16 protein-coding genes are annotated in these 17,598 nt (G+C 68.6%); 8 read left to right on the top strand and 8 right to left on the bottom strand.

From position 1 onward, the window contains the following. The first annotated feature begins 65 nt into the window (after positions 1 to 65). Positions 66 to 866: an alpha/beta hydrolase gene (locus tag ABZS29_RS03890; protein WP_355458293.1), complete on the top strand. Its 801-nt coding sequence runs from the start codon at positions 66 to 68 to the stop codon at positions 864 to 866. Between the two features lie 4 nt (positions 867 to 870). On the opposite strand, the gene ABZS29_RS03885 is transcribed toward ABZS29_RS03890, so the two are convergent. Together ABZS29_RS03885 and ABZS29_RS03880 are read right to left on the bottom strand one after the other, a co-directional pair. After that, a complete protein-coding gene (locus tag ABZS29_RS03885; protein ID WP_355458291.1) occupies positions 871 to 1,470 on the bottom strand; it encodes a superoxide dismutase in 600 nt (199 codons plus the stop codon). A 192-nt stretch (positions 1,471 to 1,662) separates the two neighbouring features. Then, positions 1,663 to 2,607, bottom strand: coding sequence for an NADP-dependent oxidoreductase (locus tag ABZS29_RS03880; RefSeq protein ID WP_355458289.1), 945 nt, complete (start codon positions 2,605 to 2,607; stop codon positions 1,663 to 1,665). Positions 2,608 to 2,670: 63 nt separating this feature from the next. Here ABZS29_RS03880 and ABZS29_RS03875 point away from each other — a divergent pair, with 63 nt between their 5' ends. Continuing rightward, the gene (locus ABZS29_RS03875; RefSeq protein WP_355458287.1) at positions 2,671 to 3,030 is read left to right on the top strand and encodes a helix-turn-helix domain-containing protein; all 360 of its coding nucleotides are present in this window, start codon (positions 2,671 to 2,673) and stop codon (positions 3,028 to 3,030) included. Between the two features lie 142 nt (positions 3,031 to 3,172). On the opposite strand, the gene ABZS29_RS03870 is transcribed toward ABZS29_RS03875, so the two are convergent. Both ABZS29_RS03870 and ABZS29_RS03865 read right to left on the bottom strand, forming a co-directional pair. Beyond that, the gene (locus tag ABZS29_RS03870) at positions 3,173 to 3,508 is read right to left on the bottom strand and encodes an alpha/beta hydrolase (RefSeq protein ID WP_355458285.1); all 336 of its coding nucleotides are present in this window, start codon (positions 3,506 to 3,508) and stop codon (positions 3,173 to 3,175) included. Then, entirely contained in the window at positions 3,505 to 4,422 is a 918-nt protein-coding gene (locus ABZS29_RS03865; RefSeq protein WP_355458283.1) for a class I SAM-dependent methyltransferase, read from the bottom strand. Before ABZS29_RS03865 ends, ABZS29_RS03870 begins: the two co-directional genes overlap by 4 nt. A 220-nt stretch (positions 4,423 to 4,642) precedes the next feature. Here ABZS29_RS03865 and ABZS29_RS03860 point away from each other — a divergent pair, with 220 nt between their 5' ends. Next, a complete protein-coding gene (locus tag ABZS29_RS03860) occupies positions 4,643 to 7,630 on the top strand; it encodes a glycine--tRNA ligase (protein WP_355460816.1) in 2,988 nt (995 codons plus the stop codon). 179 nt (positions 7,631 to 7,809) lie between these two features. On the opposite strand, the gene ABZS29_RS03855 is transcribed toward ABZS29_RS03860, so the two are convergent. Next, positions 7,810 to 8,817 (bottom strand): GDSL-type esterase/lipase family protein, encoded by a 1,008-nt coding sequence (locus ABZS29_RS03855; RefSeq protein WP_355458281.1) that lies wholly within the window; start codon positions 8,815 to 8,817, stop codon positions 7,810 to 7,812. 55 nt (positions 8,818 to 8,872) lie between these two features. On the opposite strand from ABZS29_RS03855, the gene ABZS29_RS03850 reads away from it, so the two are divergent. Both ABZS29_RS03850 and ABZS29_RS03845 read left to right on the top strand, forming a co-directional pair. Further along, positions 8,873 to 9,835: a pyridoxal-phosphate dependent enzyme gene (locus ABZS29_RS03850; protein WP_355458279.1), complete on the top strand. Its 963-nt coding sequence runs from the start codon at positions 8,873 to 8,875 to the stop codon at positions 9,833 to 9,835. Beyond that, positions 9,832 to 10,740: a ribonuclease Z gene (locus tag ABZS29_RS03845; protein WP_355458278.1), complete on the top strand. Its 909-nt coding sequence runs from the start codon at positions 9,832 to 9,834 to the stop codon at positions 10,738 to 10,740. The genes ABZS29_RS03850 and ABZS29_RS03845 overlap by 4 nt, the downstream gene beginning before the upstream one ends. 15 nt (positions 10,741 to 10,755) lie before the next feature. Here ABZS29_RS03845 and ABZS29_RS03840 read toward each other — a convergent pair whose 3' ends face one another. Both ABZS29_RS03840 and ABZS29_RS03835 read right to left on the bottom strand, forming a co-directional pair. Then, positions 10,756 to 11,580, bottom strand: coding sequence for an alpha/beta hydrolase (locus tag ABZS29_RS03840; protein WP_355458276.1), 825 nt, complete (start codon positions 11,578 to 11,580; stop codon positions 10,756 to 10,758). Between the two features lie 16 nt (positions 11,581 to 11,596). Continuing rightward, positions 11,597 to 12,526, bottom strand: a complete 930-nt coding sequence (locus ABZS29_RS03835; RefSeq protein WP_355458275.1) for a YafY family protein — start codon at positions 12,524 to 12,526, stop codon at positions 11,597 to 11,599. A gap of 62 nt (positions 12,527 to 12,588) precedes the next feature. On the opposite strand from ABZS29_RS03835, the gene ABZS29_RS03830 reads away from it, so the two are divergent. After that, positions 12,589 to 13,740 carry an epoxide hydrolase family protein gene (locus tag ABZS29_RS03830; RefSeq protein WP_355458273.1) on the top strand — a complete coding sequence of 384 codons (1,152 nt, stop codon included), beginning with the start codon at positions 12,589 to 12,591 and terminating at the stop codon, positions 13,738 to 13,740. Here ABZS29_RS03830 and ABZS29_RS03825 read toward each other — a convergent pair. After that, a complete protein-coding gene (locus tag ABZS29_RS03825; RefSeq protein ID WP_355458271.1) occupies positions 13,737 to 14,567 on the bottom strand; it encodes an oxidoreductase in 831 nt (276 codons plus the stop codon). The genes ABZS29_RS03830 and ABZS29_RS03825 overlap by 4 nt on opposite strands. Before the next feature lie 75 nt (positions 14,568 to 14,642). On the opposite strand from ABZS29_RS03825, the gene ABZS29_RS03820 reads away from it, so the two are divergent. Both ABZS29_RS03820 and ABZS29_RS03815 read left to right on the top strand, forming a co-directional pair. Further along, positions 14,643 to 15,200, top strand: a complete 558-nt coding sequence (locus ABZS29_RS03820; RefSeq protein ID WP_355458269.1) for a TetR family transcriptional regulator — start codon at positions 14,643 to 14,645, stop codon at positions 15,198 to 15,200. Between the two features lie 82 nt (positions 15,201 to 15,282). Then, the gene (locus tag ABZS29_RS03815; protein ID WP_355458267.1) at positions 15,283 to 16,935 is read left to right on the top strand and encodes a trypsin-like peptidase domain-containing protein; all 1,653 of its coding nucleotides are present in this window, start codon (positions 15,283 to 15,285) and stop codon (positions 16,933 to 16,935) included. Positions 16,936 to 17,598 lie beyond the last annotated feature (663 nt).

Genomic DNA, 17,598 nt, shown 5'->3' with positions numbered 1-17,598 from the left:
ACTCTGTCGATTGGGCTGGAGGATGTTCGACGCATTGCCAGGACCACCTAGCGGAAGGCAGTGCGATGAACACAACGGTTTCCAAGGACGGTACGACGATTGCCTACGACCAGCGCGGCTCGTCCATCTCTGCAGGGGGCCCGGCGCTGGTCCTCGTCGACGGCGCGCTCTGCAGCCGGGCGCAGGGCCCGATGCCCGAGCTCGCCGAGCTGCTCGCGGATCGCTTCACCGTGTACAACTACGACCGCCGCGGCCGTGGTGACTCCGGCGACGCGGGGGAGTACGCCGTGGAGCGTGAGATCGAGGACCTGGCGGCGATCATCGAGGCCGCGGGCGGATCGGCGTACGTGTACGGAACGTCGTCCGGCGCCGCGCTGGTGCTCCATGCGCTGGCTGCCGGACTGCCGATCGAGAAGGCGGTCGTGTTCGAGGCGCCGTTCGTCGTCGACAGCAGCCGCAAGCAGATTCCGCGCACCTGGGTGGCCGACCTGCAGGCGCTCGAGGCGGGGCCGGCGATCAAGTACTTCATGACGAAGGGGATCGGGCTGCCCGGGTTCGTCGTGTCCATGATGACGCTGATGCCCGCCTGGAGGCAGATGAAGGCGGTCGCTCACACGCTCCCGTACGACGCTCAGCTGCTCGGCGGCAACTGCTTCGGCGACCCGCTGGACGGAACACAGTGGGCGGCGATCGACGTACCGGTGCAGGTGGTGAGCGGTGCGAAGAGCCCGGCGTGGATGAAGACGTCGATGCGCGCGCTCGCGGCCGCCGTACCGGGAGCCGGGCACACCGAGGTGCCGGGGCAGAACCACATGATCAAGGCCGCGGCGATCACTCCCGTGATCACCGCGGCCTTCGATCGCTAGTGCGTCAGCCGCGGGCGGCGTCGAAACGCGCCTGGGCGTCGGCCCAGTTGACGACGTTCCACCAGGCCTTGACGTAGTCCGGCTTCACGTTCTTGTACTGCAGGTAGAAGGCGTGCTCCCACATGTCCAGCATGGCGATCGGAACCTGGCCGGCCGGCAGGTTGCCCTGCTGGTCGTACAGCTGGTGCACGAGCAGCTGGCCACCGAGGGTGTCCCAGCCGAGGATGGCCCAGCCGGAGCCCTGGATCGTGGTGGCGGCGGCGGTGAAGTGCGCCTGGAAGCCGTCGAACGAACCGAACGACTCGTCGATCGCCGCGCCCAGCTCGCCGTCCGGCTTGTCGCCGCCGTCCGGGGACAGGTTCTGCCAGAAGATCGAGTGGTTGACGTGACCGCCGAGGTTGAAGGCCAGCGTCTTCTCGAGGCCGACGATCGCGCCGAAGTCACCCTTGTCGCGGGCCTCGGCCAGCTTCTCGAGGGTGTCGTTCAGACCCTTCACGTAGGTCGCGTGGTGCTTGGAGTGGTGCAGCTCCATGATCTCACCGGCGATGCTCGGTGCCAGTGCGCCGTAGTCGTAGGAAAGATCGGGAAGCGTGTACGTGGTCAACTCTGCTCCTTCGTCGGGGGCCTGGGGGCCGTCTGCCTGTCCAGCTTGAAACTTCAACGACGGTTGAGGTCAAGACGCCACGCGGAAAGACGGGTCCCGGCAGCACCTCGGACCGGTGCCCGATGGCTGCAATTACCAATCACCGGACGCCACCAGCCTTACACATCACCCCGCACGGTCCGACGGTGCGTCTCAGTTCACCTCGAGGACGAGCTTCCCTCGGGTCCGGCCGGACTCCTGAGCCTGGTGCGCCGCGGCGGCCTCGGTCCACGGGAACACCTGCTCGACCTCCACCTGTACGGCGCCGCTCTCGACCAGTTGGGTGATCTCGGTCAGTGCGTGCCCGTCGGGCTCGACCAGGAAGCCGGCCACCCGGACACCGGCCTGTTTCGCGGCCTCGAGCAGCTCGGGGGAGGTGCCGGACGGCACCGCGACGAGGAGTCCGCCCGGCGTGAGGACCTTGATCGACTGGCCAAGTGTCGTCTCGCTACCGATCAGATCGACGACGACGTCGATGTCGCCGGTCGCGTCCTCGATCGCGGTCGCCGTGTAGTCGATGACCTCGTCGGCGCCGAGGTCGCGCAACCACGCGTGCTTGCCGGCGCTCGCCGTACCGATGACGTGGGCGCCGAGCGCCTTGGCGAACTGGACGGCCAGGTGCCCGACACCGCCCGCGGCCGCATGGATCAGCACCCGCTGACGCTGCTGTACGTCGGCCAATGCCGTCAGGATCTGGTACGCCGTCAGTCCGGCGAGGGGAAGCGCGGCCGCCTCGACATGGCTCAGGTTGGCGGGCTTGCGCGCGAAGTGCCGGGACGGCGCGGTCACGTACTCGGCGTAGGCCGAGGCGGCTCGCGGGAACCACGGCATCCCGTAGACCTCGTCGCCCACGTTCAGGGTGTGCACGCCATGACCGACCGCCTCGACGACGCCGGAGACGTCCCATCCGAGGATGAACGGCGGCTCACCGAGGATGCCGGCCACGCCGCTGCCGGCCCGGGTCTTGGCGTCGACCGGGTTCACGCCGGCCGCGTGCACCCGGACCAGGACCTCGGTCGGGAGCGGCTCGGGCCGCTCGACCTCGACCACCTGCAGGACCTCCGGACCACCGAACTCTTTCTGGCTGATAGCTCTCATGGCTCGGACGCTATCTGTGGGGCCCTAGTTTCCCGCAAGGGCTGCTGCTATCTTTTGGGAAGTATGAGTACTGTTTGCGCGACCGGGAAGCACGACAAGCACGACGTCTATGCGGCGCAGTGCCCGTGCCGTGACGTCCTCGACCTGCTCGCGAACAAGTGGGCCGCCCTCGCGATCGGTGCGCTGGAGGACGGCCCGCTGCGGTTCGGTGAGCTGCAACGGCGGCTGCAGGGCATCAGTCCGAAAGTGCTGACCGCGACCCTGCGCCGCCTGGAAGACAACGGCTTCCTGCACCGCGAGATCTACCCCGCAGTGCCCTTGCATGTGGAGTATTCGCTGACCGAGCTCGGCCACAGCGTCTCCGTGCCGCTCGGCGCGCTACGCACCTGGGTGGAGACCAACCTCGACCAACTGACGGCGTAGCGCCGGCTCGAACGACTTCGGGTCGTCGGCGAATCCGGTGTGCCCGCCCGGAAACCGCGTCGGTGTGACACCGAGTAGTTCGGCCAACGCGATCGACGTCCGCTCGCAGAGCTGACCTTGGGAGTCGTCTCCGATTCCTCAATCACTTCTGCGCTCCTGAGTCCTGCACGGACTGCGGATGGTTCTGTGCGAGGGCCAGCACGCTCACGGCTCCACCGCTCGATCCGAACGCGATGGCCGGGCCGCGGTCGACGTACCGGATCAGCCGGGCCAGGTCGTCGGCGCGCTGCTCGGGAGTCGACGTACTGCCTGCCAATCTGCTGCGGTTGATGCCGCGTGGGTCTGTCGTCAGCACGGTGTAGCTGTCCGCCAGGAGGTCGGCCAGCGGTGCGAACGCATCCGCATCCATCGGTGCGCCCACCAGCACGACAAGTGGTCCGGTCCCGCGTACTTCGTAGTAGAGCTCTGTGTTGTTCATGCCTCCTCCACGAACGAGTCGGCCGCGGATGGACGCAGTCGCCACAAAGATGTCGTTTCGTCCGCCCGGGCCCGCCGATGCGTCGGTACGGCGCTGGACCGCCCGACGACCGTGAGCCGGGCCGCCCGAAACTCGGCGAGCATCTCGTCCTGGGATCGAATCCCCATCACCAACCACGCCTCGCCCCTCGGAGTCAGATGCTCGTGGACACCGTGCAGGAATCCGCGCAGCATCCGGCTGTCCTCGTCGTACACGGCGGTGTCGAGCAGTGTCATCGGCCGGCCGGGGATCCACGGCGGGTTGCACACGATGAGGTCCGCGCGGCCCGGCGGGAAGAGGTCCGCCTCAACCACCTCGGCGCCGCCATCATGCGCGGCCAAGTTCTCCCGCGCGCACGCCACCGCTCGTGGATTGTTGTCCGTAGCAACCACCTTGGGGATACCGCGCCGCAGCAGCACGGTCGCGAGCACGCCGGTTCCGGTTCCGATGTCGAACGCAACCTCTGCGGGTGGCAACGGCGTGGCGGCCACCAGGTCGACGTACTCGGATCTGGTGGGGGCGAAAACCCCGTAGTGCGGGTGGATTCTGCCTTTGAGGGCTGGAAGATAGATGCCGCGCTCCCGAAGTTGATGAGCGCCGATCACACCCAGCAATTCGCGCAACGGGATCAATCGCTCGCCGGCGGGTGGACCGTAGGCCTGCAGACAGGCCTGGTAAACATCCGGTGCCCGCCGCAACCGGATCTCATAGTCTTTAGTTGCTATCAGCAACGAATTCAGCTGCTCGACCCGCCGGGTCCGGCGACCGAGCGCCGCGAGCAGTTGTCTCGCATTCTGGAAGTCGCCGGCCCAGTGCAGGGCGCGGCCTTGGCGGATCAGGCGCAGCGCCCGATCCGCGGACATGGTGTCGTCCACGGTGATGAGATTCAAGAGAAAGTCGTCCCTGCCGTCGTCAAGAAGGAGGTGGGCAGCACGGCTCACCCGGAGGCCGGATCGGCGCCGGGGAGCGGACGACGGAACTAGCGGACTACCGCTGCGTGCAGGGGTGAGGTCACCCGGTAATTCTAGAGGGCGAAAACCGAATAGAATCGCGCTCAGGATCCCCGAAGACGGCTTGAGGTTTGCTGTGCTCACCATGCAGGACGCGCTGATCGCGCTGACGAAGTACTGGACCGACCGGGGCTGCATGATCGTGCAGCCGTTCAACACCGAGGTCGGTGCCGGGACGCTGAACCCGGCGACGATCCTGCGCGTGCTCGGTCCCGAGCCGTGGCGGGTCGCCTACGTCGAGCCGAGTGTCCGGCCCGACGACGCCCGGTACGGCGAGAACCCGAACCGGCTGCAGACGCACACCCAGTTCCAGGTCGTGCTCAAGCCGGACCCGGGGAACCCGCAGGAGCTGTTCCTGGACAGCCTGACCGCGCTGGGTGTCGACATCCACGCCCACGACGTCCGGTTCGTCGAGGACAACTGGGCGAACCCGGCGACCGGTTCCTGGGGTCTGGGCTGGGAGGTGTGGCTGGACGGGCTGGAGATCACCCAGTTCACCTATTTCCAGCAGGCCGGCGGGATGACGCTGGACCCGGTGTCGGTGGAGATCACCTACGGCATCGAGCGGATCATGATGGCGCTGCAGGGCGTCTCGCACTTCAAGGACATCGCCTACGCGCCCGGCATCTCGTACGGCGAGGCCTTCGGCCAGGCCGAGTACGAGATGAGCCGGTACTACCTGGACGACGCCGACGTGGAGTCGCAGAAGCGCCTCTTCGAGGAGTACGCGAACGAGGCCCGCCGGCTGCTCGACGCCCGGCTCCCGGTCCCCGCGCACATCCAGGTGCTGCGCTGCTCGCACACCTTCAACGTCCTCGACGCCCGGGGTGCGGTCAGCACGACCGAGCGCGCCAAGGCGTTCTCGCGGATGCGCACACTGGCCCGTGAGGTCGCCCAGCTGTGGGCCGAGCGCCGTACCGAGCTGGAGCACCCGCTCGGCACCGCCGAGCTGCCCCCGGCCGCTCCGGTGCCGACGTCGTTCCCGGTCGCGACCGGGACCCGGCAGCTGACCTTCGAGATCGGCACCGAGGAGATGCCGCCGTCGGAGGTCACCAAGACCGCCGCGGCGGTCAAGGCCGCACTGACCGAGAAGCTGGCCGCGACCCGGCTCGGCCACGGCGCGGTCACGGTCTACGCGACCCCGCGCCGCGTGGTCGCCTTCGTCGCCGAGGTCCAGGCCGGCGAGCCGGACGCCGAGCGGGTCAACCGCGGTCCGAAGAAGGCCGCGGCGTACGACGCCGACGGCAACGTGACCAAGGCCGCCGCCGGGTTCGCCCGCGGCCAGGGCGTCGACGTGAGCGAGCTGCACACCCTCGACGTCGACGGCGTCGAGTACGTCGCGGTCACCAAGCCGGACCCGGGTCGCGGCGCGGCCGAGGTGCTGAGCGGCGTCCTGAGCGAGATCGTCGCCGGACTGCGCTCGGACAAGAACATGCGCTGGAACGACGCCAAGCTGTCCTTCACCCGGCCGGTGCGCTGGCTGGTGGCGCTGCTCGGCGACGAGATCGTGCCGGTCTCCGTGTCGTCGCTGGCCGCCGGCCGGGTCACCCGGGTGCACCGGACCGCGGCCCAGCCGAAGGTCGAGATCGCGTCCGCCGAGGGCTACCTGGACCTGCTCCGGATCCACGGCATCGAGGCCGACCCGGCCCGTCGCCGCCAGCAGATCGTCGAGACCTCCGAGCGGCTCGCCGCCGAGGTCACCGGCAGCATCGACTTCGCGGCCGAGTCCGCGCTGCTCGACCAGATCGTCAACCTGGTCGAGGAGCCGACGCCGATCCTCGGCAACTTCTCGCCTGACTACCTGGAGCTGCCGTCGGAGATCCTCACCACCGTAATGCGCAAGCACCAGCGCTACCTGCCGGTGCGCGGTGCCGACGGCAAGCTGCTTCCGCACTTCGTCGCCGTCGCCAACGGCTCGGTGAACGAAGCAACCGTCCGCAACGGCAACGAGGGCGTGCTCCGCGCCCGGTACGAGGACGCTGCGTTCTTCTGGCGCGCCGACCTCGAGACGCCGCTGGCCGACATGAAGGCCGAGCTCGACAAGCTCGCCTTCGAGGAGAAGCTCGGCTCGATGGCCGACCGCGCCGGTCGCATCGGCCGGATCGCTTTGGCCTTGGCCGCGGTCGCGGGTGTCTCGGACGACGACCTGGCAACGCTGACGCGGGCCGCTGAGTTGGCGAAGTTCGACCTGGGTTCGCAGATGGTGGTCGAGCTGACGTCACTCGCCGGCACGATGGCCCGCGAGTACGCGCGCCGTGCCGGTGAGACCGAAGCCGTCGCCCAGGCTCTGTACGACATGGAGTTGCCGCGCTCGGCCGGCGACCCGGTTCCGTCGACGACTCCGGGTGCGCTCCTCGCGCTCGCGGACCGCTTCGACCTGCTGGCCGGCCTGTTCGGCATCGGCGCCAAGCCGACCGGCAGCTCCGACCCGTTCGCGCTGCGGCGCGCGGCCGGTGGTGTCGTGGCGATCCTCCGCGAGCACCCGGCACTGCGGGCGATCACCCTTCCCGCAGGTCTGCAGGCAGCAGCCGCGGAGATCGGTGCCCAGGGCATCGACGTACCGGCGGAGTCGCTGGACGAGGTGGCCGAGTTCACCGTCCGCCGCTACGAGCAGCAGCTGATCGACCGCGGCGACGACCACCTCCAGGTCGCCGCAGTGTTGCCGCTGGCAACGGCTCCCGCAGTTGCCGACGAGACGTTGTCCAGCCTCCAGAAGCTGGTCGGCAGCACGGACTTCGCCCAGCTGGTCGCCGTCCTGCAGCGCGTCCGCCGCATCGTCCCCGAGGGCACCGCCCCGGCGTACGACGCGGCCAAGCTCACCGAGCCGGCCGAGGTGGTCCTCCACGAAGCAGTCCAGAAGGTCGGCCAAGCGCCCACCACCCTGGGCGACTTCGTCCCCGCCGCTTCGGTCCTGGTCGAGCCCGTCACGAACTTCTTCGAAGAGATCCTCGTGATGGCCGAAGACCCCGAGGTCCGGGCGGCCCGCCTGGGCCTCCTCGCCACCATCGGCGCCCTCGCCGCCCCAGTCCTCGACTGGCAGGCCCTGGGCACCAGCCTCACCCCGACGGAGTAATTTCTTGCACGGGTGGGGGTAGTTCCCCCACCCGTGCCGCAAGCCTGTGGCGCGGGCCGACGCGGGGTGACCGTCGTCTGCTTGCTCAGCTGGCGGCGTACCGACGGACTGTTAATAGTCCCGGTTGGGCGGCGTTGGCCGGCTTCGGTACGGCGTGATCGTCCGGGGCGAGCCGACTACTACCCGTTCGTCCGTACGCCTGCCGCCGCCAGGAGGGGGCTGAGACGTTCGGCGATGAGCCGGTAGCCCTCGGGGCCGGGGTGGAGGCCGTCGGTGTAGAGGGTTCGGGGTTCGTCGCCGACGAGGATGCTGCGGCCGTCGATCACCTGTACGGCGGGGTCTACCCGAGCGCCGAGTTCCACGCAGGCGCGGATGTCCTCCAGTGTGAGGCCTACCGCGTTGGGTTCGACGTCACGATCGGGCACCGGCAGGGGAGTGATGACAACGATCGGCGTGGTTGGGTGGCCCGATCGCACGGTCGCGATGAAGGACTCGACCTGCCCAGGGAGGGTCCGCCCGCTGAACGTCGCGCCACCCTGGATGTTCACCCCGAGGCAGAGCGAGATCAGCCGCGCCGGCGTATCCCGGATCGTCCGCGCAGCCACTGGATCCAGGTGGCATTCGCCTGACAGCCCGAGGCAGCACAGGTCCCAGCCGTGCTGCCGGGCGACCAAGGCCGGCCAGGTTTCGGAGGGTCCGGCTGCGCCGCTGCACTGCGTGATCGAACTGCCGTAGGTGATCCACCGCGGTCCACTCGGCGCCAGAGCCTCGGCTGCGCCGTCGAATTCCAGCCCGCGCACAGCGATCCGCCCGGCCTGCGGCAACCAGATCTCAACGACCCCCGCCGTACCAGGCAGCTCGACGGTTACCCGCTGCTCACCTTCCGTGAGTTCACAACGGCGGTGCAACTCGCCGTCCACCAGCACATCCAGCGGCGCGATCCGCCCGTAGATCCCCTGTGCCGCACGAACCTCGAGCCGCAGCGACGAGGCCGCCGTACGCCAGACACCTCGCACACCAGCCGGTGTCGCGGCGCGCTCCCACAGTCGGTGACCGGGCTTCGACTCGTCGCCGAGCCAGTCGCTCAGCGCGAGGTTCTGACCGCGGGGGTCCAGTCGCCAGTACGTCGACCACCCGTCCGCGTCGATCTCCTCGTACTGGTATCCGCTCCACAATGACTCGGTCACGTGCCCGCCCTCCGGATAGCCTGCAGTCGAGACGCACAGCTTATGAGGAGGCTCCATGCCGGTGACCGCTGCTGAGATCGCGGACCGTTCGCGGGGGATCGCGCCGTCTCTGCACGAGTACCTGCCGCCGACGCCGTTGCTGCCGTTCCACGGCTTCAGCGCGGACCTCGGGGTGGAGGTGCTGGCCAAGTGTGAGCACCTGCAGCGCACGGGGTCGTTCAAGGCGCGGGGTGCGCTGGCGAAGATCCTTACGCTGACCGATGCCGAGCGGGAGGCCGGCGTGGTCACGGCGTCGTCCGGCAACCATGGTCTCGGGGTCGCCAACGCGCTGGCGCTGTTGGGTGGGCGTGCGATCGTCTACCTGCCCGAGAACGCGTCGAGCAGCAAGGTCGCCGCGCTGCGCAGGCTCGGCGCGGAACTCCGGGCCGAAGGCAACGACACCGGAGCCCAGGAGCTCAAGGCCCGCGCGTACGCCGACGAACACGGACTGACCTACGTCTCGCCGTACAACGATGCCGATGTGATCGCGGGCCAAGGCACGATCGGCGTCGAGCTGGTCAAGCAGCTGAAGGGCGAACAGCTCGACGGCGTCGTCGTCGCAGTCGGCGGTGGCGGACTGATCAGCGGGGTCGCGGCCGTGCTCAAGCAGCAACTCCCCGGCATCAAGGTGTACGGCGCTTCACCGTCGGCCGATGCCGCGATGGCCGAGTCGGTCGCCGCCGGCCGGATCGTCACCGTGGACGCGCAGCCCACGTTGTCCGACGGTACGGCGGGCAGCGTCGAACCCGGCTCGATCACGTTCGACCTGTGCCGCGATCTCGTCGACGAATGGATCATGGTCGACGAACCCGCGATCCGCGACGCACTGCGGGCAGTCATCGACACCGAGCACCACCTGATCGAGGGATCCGCCGCGATGGCGTTCGCCGCCGCGCGGACGATCCCGTCGGGTCGCATCGCTGTGGTGTCGTGCGGTGCCAACATCTCGTCGAAGACGCTGGCTGAGGTCCTCGGTTGAGAGAGCTGGTCATCCTCGGCACCGGCAGCCAGGTGCCGTCGCGCGAACGCACGCAGAACGGCTACTTCCTGCGCTGGGACGAGGACGGCTTCCTCTTTGATCCGGGGGAGGGGACCCAACGGCAGATGCTGTACGCCGGGGTCGCCGCCGGCGCGATCACGCGGCTCTGCATCACGCATTTCCACGGCGACCACTGTCTCGGCGTACCGGGAATTGTGCAGCGGTTGTCGCTGGACGACGTACCGCATGCTGTTCGTGCGCACTACCCGGCGTCGGGACAGAAGTACTTCGACCGCCTGCGGTACGCCGCTTCCTTCTACGAGCGCGCGGAGTTGCTGGAGGAGCCGGTCGAGGAGGACGGTCTGCTGGCGGTCGGTCCGTTCGGTCAGTTGTGGGCACGGCGGTTGGAGCATTCGCTCGAGTCGTTCGGCTATCAGTTGATCGAGCCTGATGGTCGCCGGATGCTGCCCGACCAGCTGGCGGCCTACGGCGTCGTTGGTCCCGACATCTCCCGCCTGCAACGGTCCGGCGTCGTCGAGATCGACGGCCGCACGGTGCACCTGGAGCAGGTGAGCGAGCCGCGTCCCGGTCAGCGGTTCGCCTTCATCATGGATACCCGGCTCTGCGAGAACGTGCTGGCTCTTGCTGAGCGCGCCGACCTTCTCGTGATCGAGTCCACCTACTTGTCGGCCGAAGCCGATCTCGCCCGCCGCTTCGGCCACCTCACCGCTCGTCAGGCGGCTCGGGTCGCCCAGGAGTCCGGCGTCCGCAAGCTCGTCCTCACCCACTTCTCCCAGCGCTACCTCGAACCCGAGCGCTTCCACGAGGAAGCCGCCACCGAATTCTCAGGCGAAATCGTCGTCGCCTCCGACCTGAGCCGCACCTCGGTTCCCACCCGCCGCTGACAGGGAGGTCTGCCTTTAGGTGTTGTCGGCGAGGAAATCGTCGATGAGGGCGTTGACCTCGGCGGGGGATTCCAGGGCGGCGAGGTGCGCGGACTGTTCCAGTACGACGAAGCGGGCGCCGGGGATCGAGTCGGCCATCACTTCGGTTTCGGCGACTCCGAAGGTGGCGTCCTCGGCGCCGGCGACGACCAGGACCGGCGTCCGGATCCGGCCGAAGAGCGCACGCTGGTCGGGGCGGCGGGGGACAACGCTGGTGACGGCGTGCATGCCGGACCGAACGTTCACCCGCTGGGCGAGTTGCTTGACCGTGGCAACGACTTCGGGCTTCTCGCGTTTCGCGGTTGGGCCGAGGAAAGCGTCGACCACCGGACCGACCAGCGGGCCGCGGATCCCGCCGAGCAAGCGGGCGGTCGCGGTGAGAGCGCCGTACTCGAGTCGTTGCCGCGCACTGGACGGCGAGGCAGTCGCGTTCATCAACACAGCAACGCCGATCCGGTCGGGGTGCAGGGCGGCGAACGTTCCGCCGATCATGCCGCCCCAACTGTTGCCGATGACATGCACCTTCTCGACGCCCAGCTCGTCGATGATCGCCAGGATCACCTCGGCACACTGCTCGAAACTGAACGGCCCCGCGAGATCCGAGCTGCCGCCGTGCCCCGGTGGATCCACCAGCACCACCTGATATCGGTCGGCGAAGTGTGCGAGCTGCGCGGCCCACAACGTGCCGTCCATCAGCAGACTCGGCCAGAACAGCATCGTTTCCCCGGAACCCCTGATCCGTAACCGGATCTGTCCGAGCACAGTCTCGACGTACCGATCCTCGACCTCGGTCAGCGACATGACCTGACGCTACCGCTCACCCCCTCGGTACGGCGAGAGTCAGCCGCTGCGCGAGGTCGCGGACATGGGTGATCAGCTCGGCCGGGGACTCGATCTCGAAGGGGTGGCCGAGCAGCCCGACGTACAGGGCGAGTTCGTCGAGGGAGTTGGAGCCGGCCTCGACCGCGGTCGTGGTGGCGTCGATCGGGGTGACGATTGCGACGCTGGGGGCGAGCTGGTCGGCGACCACTTCGGCGGGCGCGTGGACGCGGAAGCGGGCTTGGTACCGGTAACCGCCGGACGCGGTCTTCGTCTCGGGGACCTCGCGTGGGGTGAAGCGCGGGCCGGTCGGGATGACCGGCTGCAGGCGGTCGAGGCGGAAGGTTCGCCAGTCGCTGCGATCGAGGTCCCACGCAGTCAGGTACCAGCGGCGACCGGTGTTCACCAGTCGATGCGGCTCCGTCGTACGGCGGGCCTCCGTGCCGTCGTGGTTGCGATAGTCGAACCGCATCCGCTGGTGGTCGCGGCACGCCTCGGCGACCGCGAGCAGCACGTCCGGTCGGACCGGGGCAGCTCCGGAGGGTGTGACCGCGACGGCTTGGAGCAGTCTGACCCGATGCCGGAGACGCGAAGGCAGGACCTGTTCGAGCTTGGTCAGTGCCCGCACCGAGGACTCCTCGATCCCGGCGACCGTGCCGCCGGCCGCGGCCCTCAGGCCAACCGCGACGGCGACTGCCTCCTCGTCGTCCAGCAACAGCGGCGGCAGCGCAGCCCCGGCGCCCAGCCGGTAGCCGGCCACCCCCGGTACGGCGTCGACCGGGTAGCCGAGGTTGCGCAGCTTCTCCACGTCCCGCCGGACGGTCCGGGGACCGACACCGAGCTCGGCGGCCAGCGCGGCGCCACTCCAGTCCCGCGGGGATTGGAGAAGCGAGAGCAGTTTGAGGAGTCGTGCGGAGGTTTCCAGCATGAAGAGAAGTCTTCCGATTGCCTAGGACAGTAGCTGACCTAACTGGTTGGAAGACTACAGACATGACGACGATCAAGCCCTTCCGCATCGAGATCCCGCAGAGCGCTCTGGACGAGCTGGCTGCGAAGTTGGCCGCCGCCCGGCTCCCTACTCCGTTGCCTGGTGACGACTGGACCACCGGCGTACCGGTCGCTTATCTGGCCGAGCTGGTCGAGCACTGGCGGACCAAGTACGACTGGCGGGCCGCGGAGGCCGAGCTGAACGCGTACCCGCAGTTCATGACCGAGATCGAGGGTCAGCAGATCCATTTCCTGCACGTGACCTCGGCCGAGCCGAACGCCCTGCCGCTACTGCTCACGCACGGCTGGCCGGGCTCGGTGGTCGAGTTTCTCGACGTGATCGGCCCGCTGACCGATCCGGTCGCACACGGTGGTGACGCGGCGGATGCCTTCCATGTGGTGATTCCGTCGCTGCCGGGGTTCGGGTTCTCCGGCCCGGTCTCCGAAGGTGGTTGGACCGCGGACCGGATCGGCCGGGTCTGGGCCGAGCTGATGAACCGGCTCGGCTACGACCGGTACGGCGTACAGGGTGGGGACATCGGTGGTTCGGTGTCACCCGGTGTCGCGCGAGCGGCGCGTGACCGGGTGGTTGGCGTCCACACGAACGGCGGGCCGGGCCCGATCCCGCGATTGCCGCTGACCGAGGACGAGATGCGCAGCCTGACCCCGCTGGAGCAGGACCGGGTGGGGCGGATCGGCAAGTTCATGCAGGAAGAGTTCGGCTACATCGCGATCCAGTCGACCCGGCCGCAGACCCTCGGTTACGGGCTCGTCGATTCGCCGGTCGGGCAGTTGGCCTGGATCTTGGACAAGTTCCACGCCTGGACCTACCCGGCCGACACACTGCCCGACGAGATCATCGGCCGGGATCGCCTGCTCACGAACGTCATGCTCTACTGGCTGACCGGTACGGCGAGCTCCGCGGCCTACGTCGGTTATGTGCAAGGGCAGCCGTGGGGTTCCGCGCGCGAGAACACCGGCGTCCCCACCGCGGTCGTGGCCTTCGCCCACGACGTACCGATCCGCAAGTACGTCGAGCAGGAGAACACCGTCACCCGCTGGACCGACGTAGACCGCGGCGGCCACTTCGCCGCCCTGGAAGAACCCGAGCTGCTCGTCGCCGACGTGCGCGAGTTCTTCGCCGATCTGCGTTAGTCGAAGTCGGTGGAGGTGGACAGGTGCGCCCAGGCGTCGGTTTCGGCGGCGCGCTCCTCGGCTCCTTGCTTGGCGCGGGTCAGCGCATCCGTGCCGAGCAGGAGCCGGATCGGGGGATTGTCGGCGGCCACTACCTGGAGGATCGCCTGGGCGGCCTTGGCGGGGTCGCCGGCCTGCTTGCCGTCGACTTCCACGCGGAACCGGTTCATGGCGCCGACGGTCTCGTCGTAGTCGGGGTGGGTGGGAGCGATGGTCATCGAGGAGCCGCCCCAGTCGGTGCGGAAGGCGCCGGGCTCGATGATCGTGACCTTCACACCGAACGGCTTCACCTCGTTGTTCAGCACCTCGGAGAAGCCTTCGACGGCGAACTTCGCGGTCTGGTAGGCGCCCATGCCGGGCGTTCCACCGACGCGGCCGCCGATCGAGGAAAACTGCAGGAAATGTCCGCTCTTCTGCTCGCGGAAGACCGGCAGCGCCGCCTTCGTCACGTTCACCACGCCGAACAGGTTCGTCTCCACCTGCGCGCGGAAGTCGTCGTCCGGCGTCTCCTCGATCGCGGCGCTGTTCGCGTAGCCCGCGTTGTTCGCCACCACGTCGAGTCCGCCGAACTCGTCCACAGCGGTCCGTACGGCGCCGCGCGCGGCCTCCGGGTCCGTCACGTCCAGCGCTACTGCTCGCACCTGATCGCCGTACTTCGTCGCCAGGTCGGCGAGCTGCTCGGGAGTCCGCGCCGTCGCGACGACCCGGTCGCCGGCGGCCAGCACCGCCTCGGCCAGGGCTCGTCCGAGTCCGCGGGAACTTCCGGTGATCAACCACACCTTGCTCATTGTCGGTCCTAACTAACCAAACGGTTGGATACCTCTCCACTGTACAACTAACCGGTTGGTTGTAAAGTGGGCGTCATGCAGCAACGGAATGCCGACCGGACCCGGAGCAGGATCCTGGCCGCCGCCACCGAGGAGTTCGCCGAGCGCGGGATCGCCGGGGCGCGGGTGCAGCGGATCGCCGAGGTCGCCGGGTGCAACAAGGCCATGCTTTACGCGTACTTCGGCAGCAAGGACGGGCTCTTCGACGCGGTGTTCAGTGCCTCCGTCGACGAGTATCTGTCGGTCGTCGGCTTCGACACCGAGGATCTGCCCGCCTACGCCGGGCGCCTGTTCGACTACTTCGAGGACCACCCCGAGCGGCTGCGGCTGACCAACTGGTACCGGCTCGAGCGCGGGAACGCGGAGCCGCTCGAGGCGATAGTCGCCGTGAACCAGTCCCGGCTCGACGAGCTCGATCGCGCGCAGCGGCGGCGTACCGTCACGAAGCAGTTCTCCTCGGTCAGTCTGCTGCCGCTGATCCAGGCGATCGCGACGAGCTGGTCGTCGATGACCCCGGAGTACGGCACGGCTACGCCGAGTCGCGCGTCGCGGCGGAAGGCCGTGGTGGCGGCGGTGGAAAAGATTCTCAGCTGATTCATTGGTTGGCCGGAGTCAGTTCTCAGATCCGCGAGCTCTACTCGTACCAGAAGGAACTGGGCTGAGGAGGGCAACGGCAATGAGCGACGGTGCGGGACAGCAGGACGATCAGCAGAACCACGAGGCCCCGAGGCCGGCGATCCCGCTGCCCCCTGGACCGCAGTACCAGCAGCAGCCCCAACAGCTGCCCCAGCCGCACGGTCAGGACTGGCAGAACCCGGGCTGGCAGTTGCCGGGGGCACCTGTTCAGGGATCGCAGTATCCCCAGTCTGTGCAGCATCCTCAACAGGCGCAGATCCCGGCGCCGTACGGCGGGTGGAACGGCGGCGGCGGTTATCCGCCGGTACCCGGCCAGGTCATTGCCTCCGGGCCGGCCAAGCCGCCGCGGAAGAAGCGCCGGCTGCTCGCCGCCGGTGCGATGAGCATCGCGGCGCTGCTGGTCGCCGGATCGGTTGCCTGGGGCATCGATCAGCAGGTCGACGGTACGCACGGCTCGCAGCTGGCGCAGACACAGTTCGACCCGGCCGCGGTCGCGTCGAAGGTGTCGCCCGGGCTGGTCAACGTCAACACCGTGCTCGGGCTCGAGAACGCCAGGGCGGCTGGTACCGGCATCGTGCTGACCTCGGATGGGGTGATCCTCACCAATCACCACGTGATCGAGGGCGCGACGTCGATCACCGTGACGGACGTCGGCAACGGCAAGACATATGTGGCGAGCGTCGTCGGGTACGACGAGGACCACGACATCGCCGTACTGAAGCTGAAGGACGCGTCCGGGCTGCAGACCGCGAAGATCGGGAACTCCGACGCGGTGAAGGTCGGTGACCAGGTCGTCGGGATCGGCAACGCGGGCGGCAAGGGCGGTACGCCGACGTACGCGGCCGGCAAGATCACCGCGCTGAACCAGGCGATCACCGCGACCGACCAGAACGGTCAGGACCCGGAGAACCTGAAGAACCTGCTGCAGACCGACGCGGACATTCAAGCTGGTCAGTCCGGTGGTCCGCTGGCGAACGCCAACGGTGAGGTGGTCGGCGTCGACACCGCCGGCAACAACGGCGGCAACGGTGGCCAAGGCAACCCCGGCCAGACCTCCGCCACGACCGGCGCCAAGCCGACCGCACAGCTAGCCGCCGACGGCAACGGCTTCCCGACCAACCCGTACGGCGACCAGGGCAACGGCCAGGGTTTCGGCGGCCAGGGCGACGGGAGCCAGGGCTACGGCGACCAGGGCAACGGCCAAGGTTTCGGCGGCCAGGGCGACGGGAGCCAGGGCTACGGCGACCAGGGCAATGGTGGTCAGGGCTACGGCGGTCAAGGGAACGGTGGCCAGGGCAACGGTGGTCAGGGCGGCAACACCACCGGTGCGCAGGGCTACGCGATCCCGATCAACCAGGCGATGGACATCGCGAACAAGATCCGCTCCGGTCAGGAGTCCGCGGACATCCACATCGGCGCCGACCCGCTGCTCGGCGTCTCGATCCTCCCGAACGCCGGCGTACAGGGTGCCGCGATCCAGGACGTGATCCCGCAGGGCAAGGCCGACGACGCCGGAATCACCGCCGGTGATGTCATCACCTCCTTCGACGGCAAGCCGGTCACCTCCCCGGACACGCTGTCCCAGCTGCTCGACCAGCACCACCCCGGCGACAAGGTCGAGGTCGCCTGGACCGACCAGCAAGGCAAGACCCACAAAGCCACCATCGAACTCATCACCGGCCCCGTCCGCTAACCACCGCCGGCCCAGCCGGCACCCTCCCCGCCGGCCCAGCCGGCACCACCCCAATCCGGGTCGGCGAGCGCACCCCCTCGCCAGCCGACCCGCACCGGGCCCGGCGCGTCTCCCCCTCCCCCGAGGCGCCCGGGCCCGCTTCACGTTGTGCACGCATCAACCACGCGGAGCACGCCGAGATGGTTGGTGCGTGCACAAGGTGCCACCCGGTGCATAAAGACCATTCGCTCGGACTTTGTGCACCGCTCGACCCTTCGGGGTGACTTTGTGCACGCATCGACCGCGTGGGATGTGCTGGGGTGGTCGAGGGGTGCTCAAGGTGTCGCGGTGCGCGGTGCGCGGTGCGCGGTGCGCGGTGCGCGAGGGCGGGGAGGGGGCGGGGCGCGGGCACCTTGTGCGCCGTTCGACCATTCGGGGTGACCTTGTGCGCGCATTGACCACGCGAGGCGGTCCGCGGTGGTTGGTGGGTGCTCAAGGTGCCCTTGCGTGCACAAGGACGGCTCGGCCGACCCTTGTGCACCGTTCGAGCATTCGGGGTGACCTTGTGCACGTATCGACCACGCGAGGCGGTCGGCGGTGGTTGGTGGGTGCTCAAGGTGGTGTCCGGTGGGGGAGATGGCGGACGAGCCGGGTGAACGGGCGTTTACTGTGGTGGGGTGAGGG

The organism is Kribbella sp. NPDC005582 (assembly GCF_040605415.1).
Taxonomy (GTDB): Bacteria; Actinomycetota; Actinomycetes; order Propionibacteriales; family Kribbellaceae; genus Kribbella.
The sequence above is the reverse complement of the archived record's forward strand: the minus strand, read 5'-3'. Positions and strand labels throughout refer to the sequence as shown.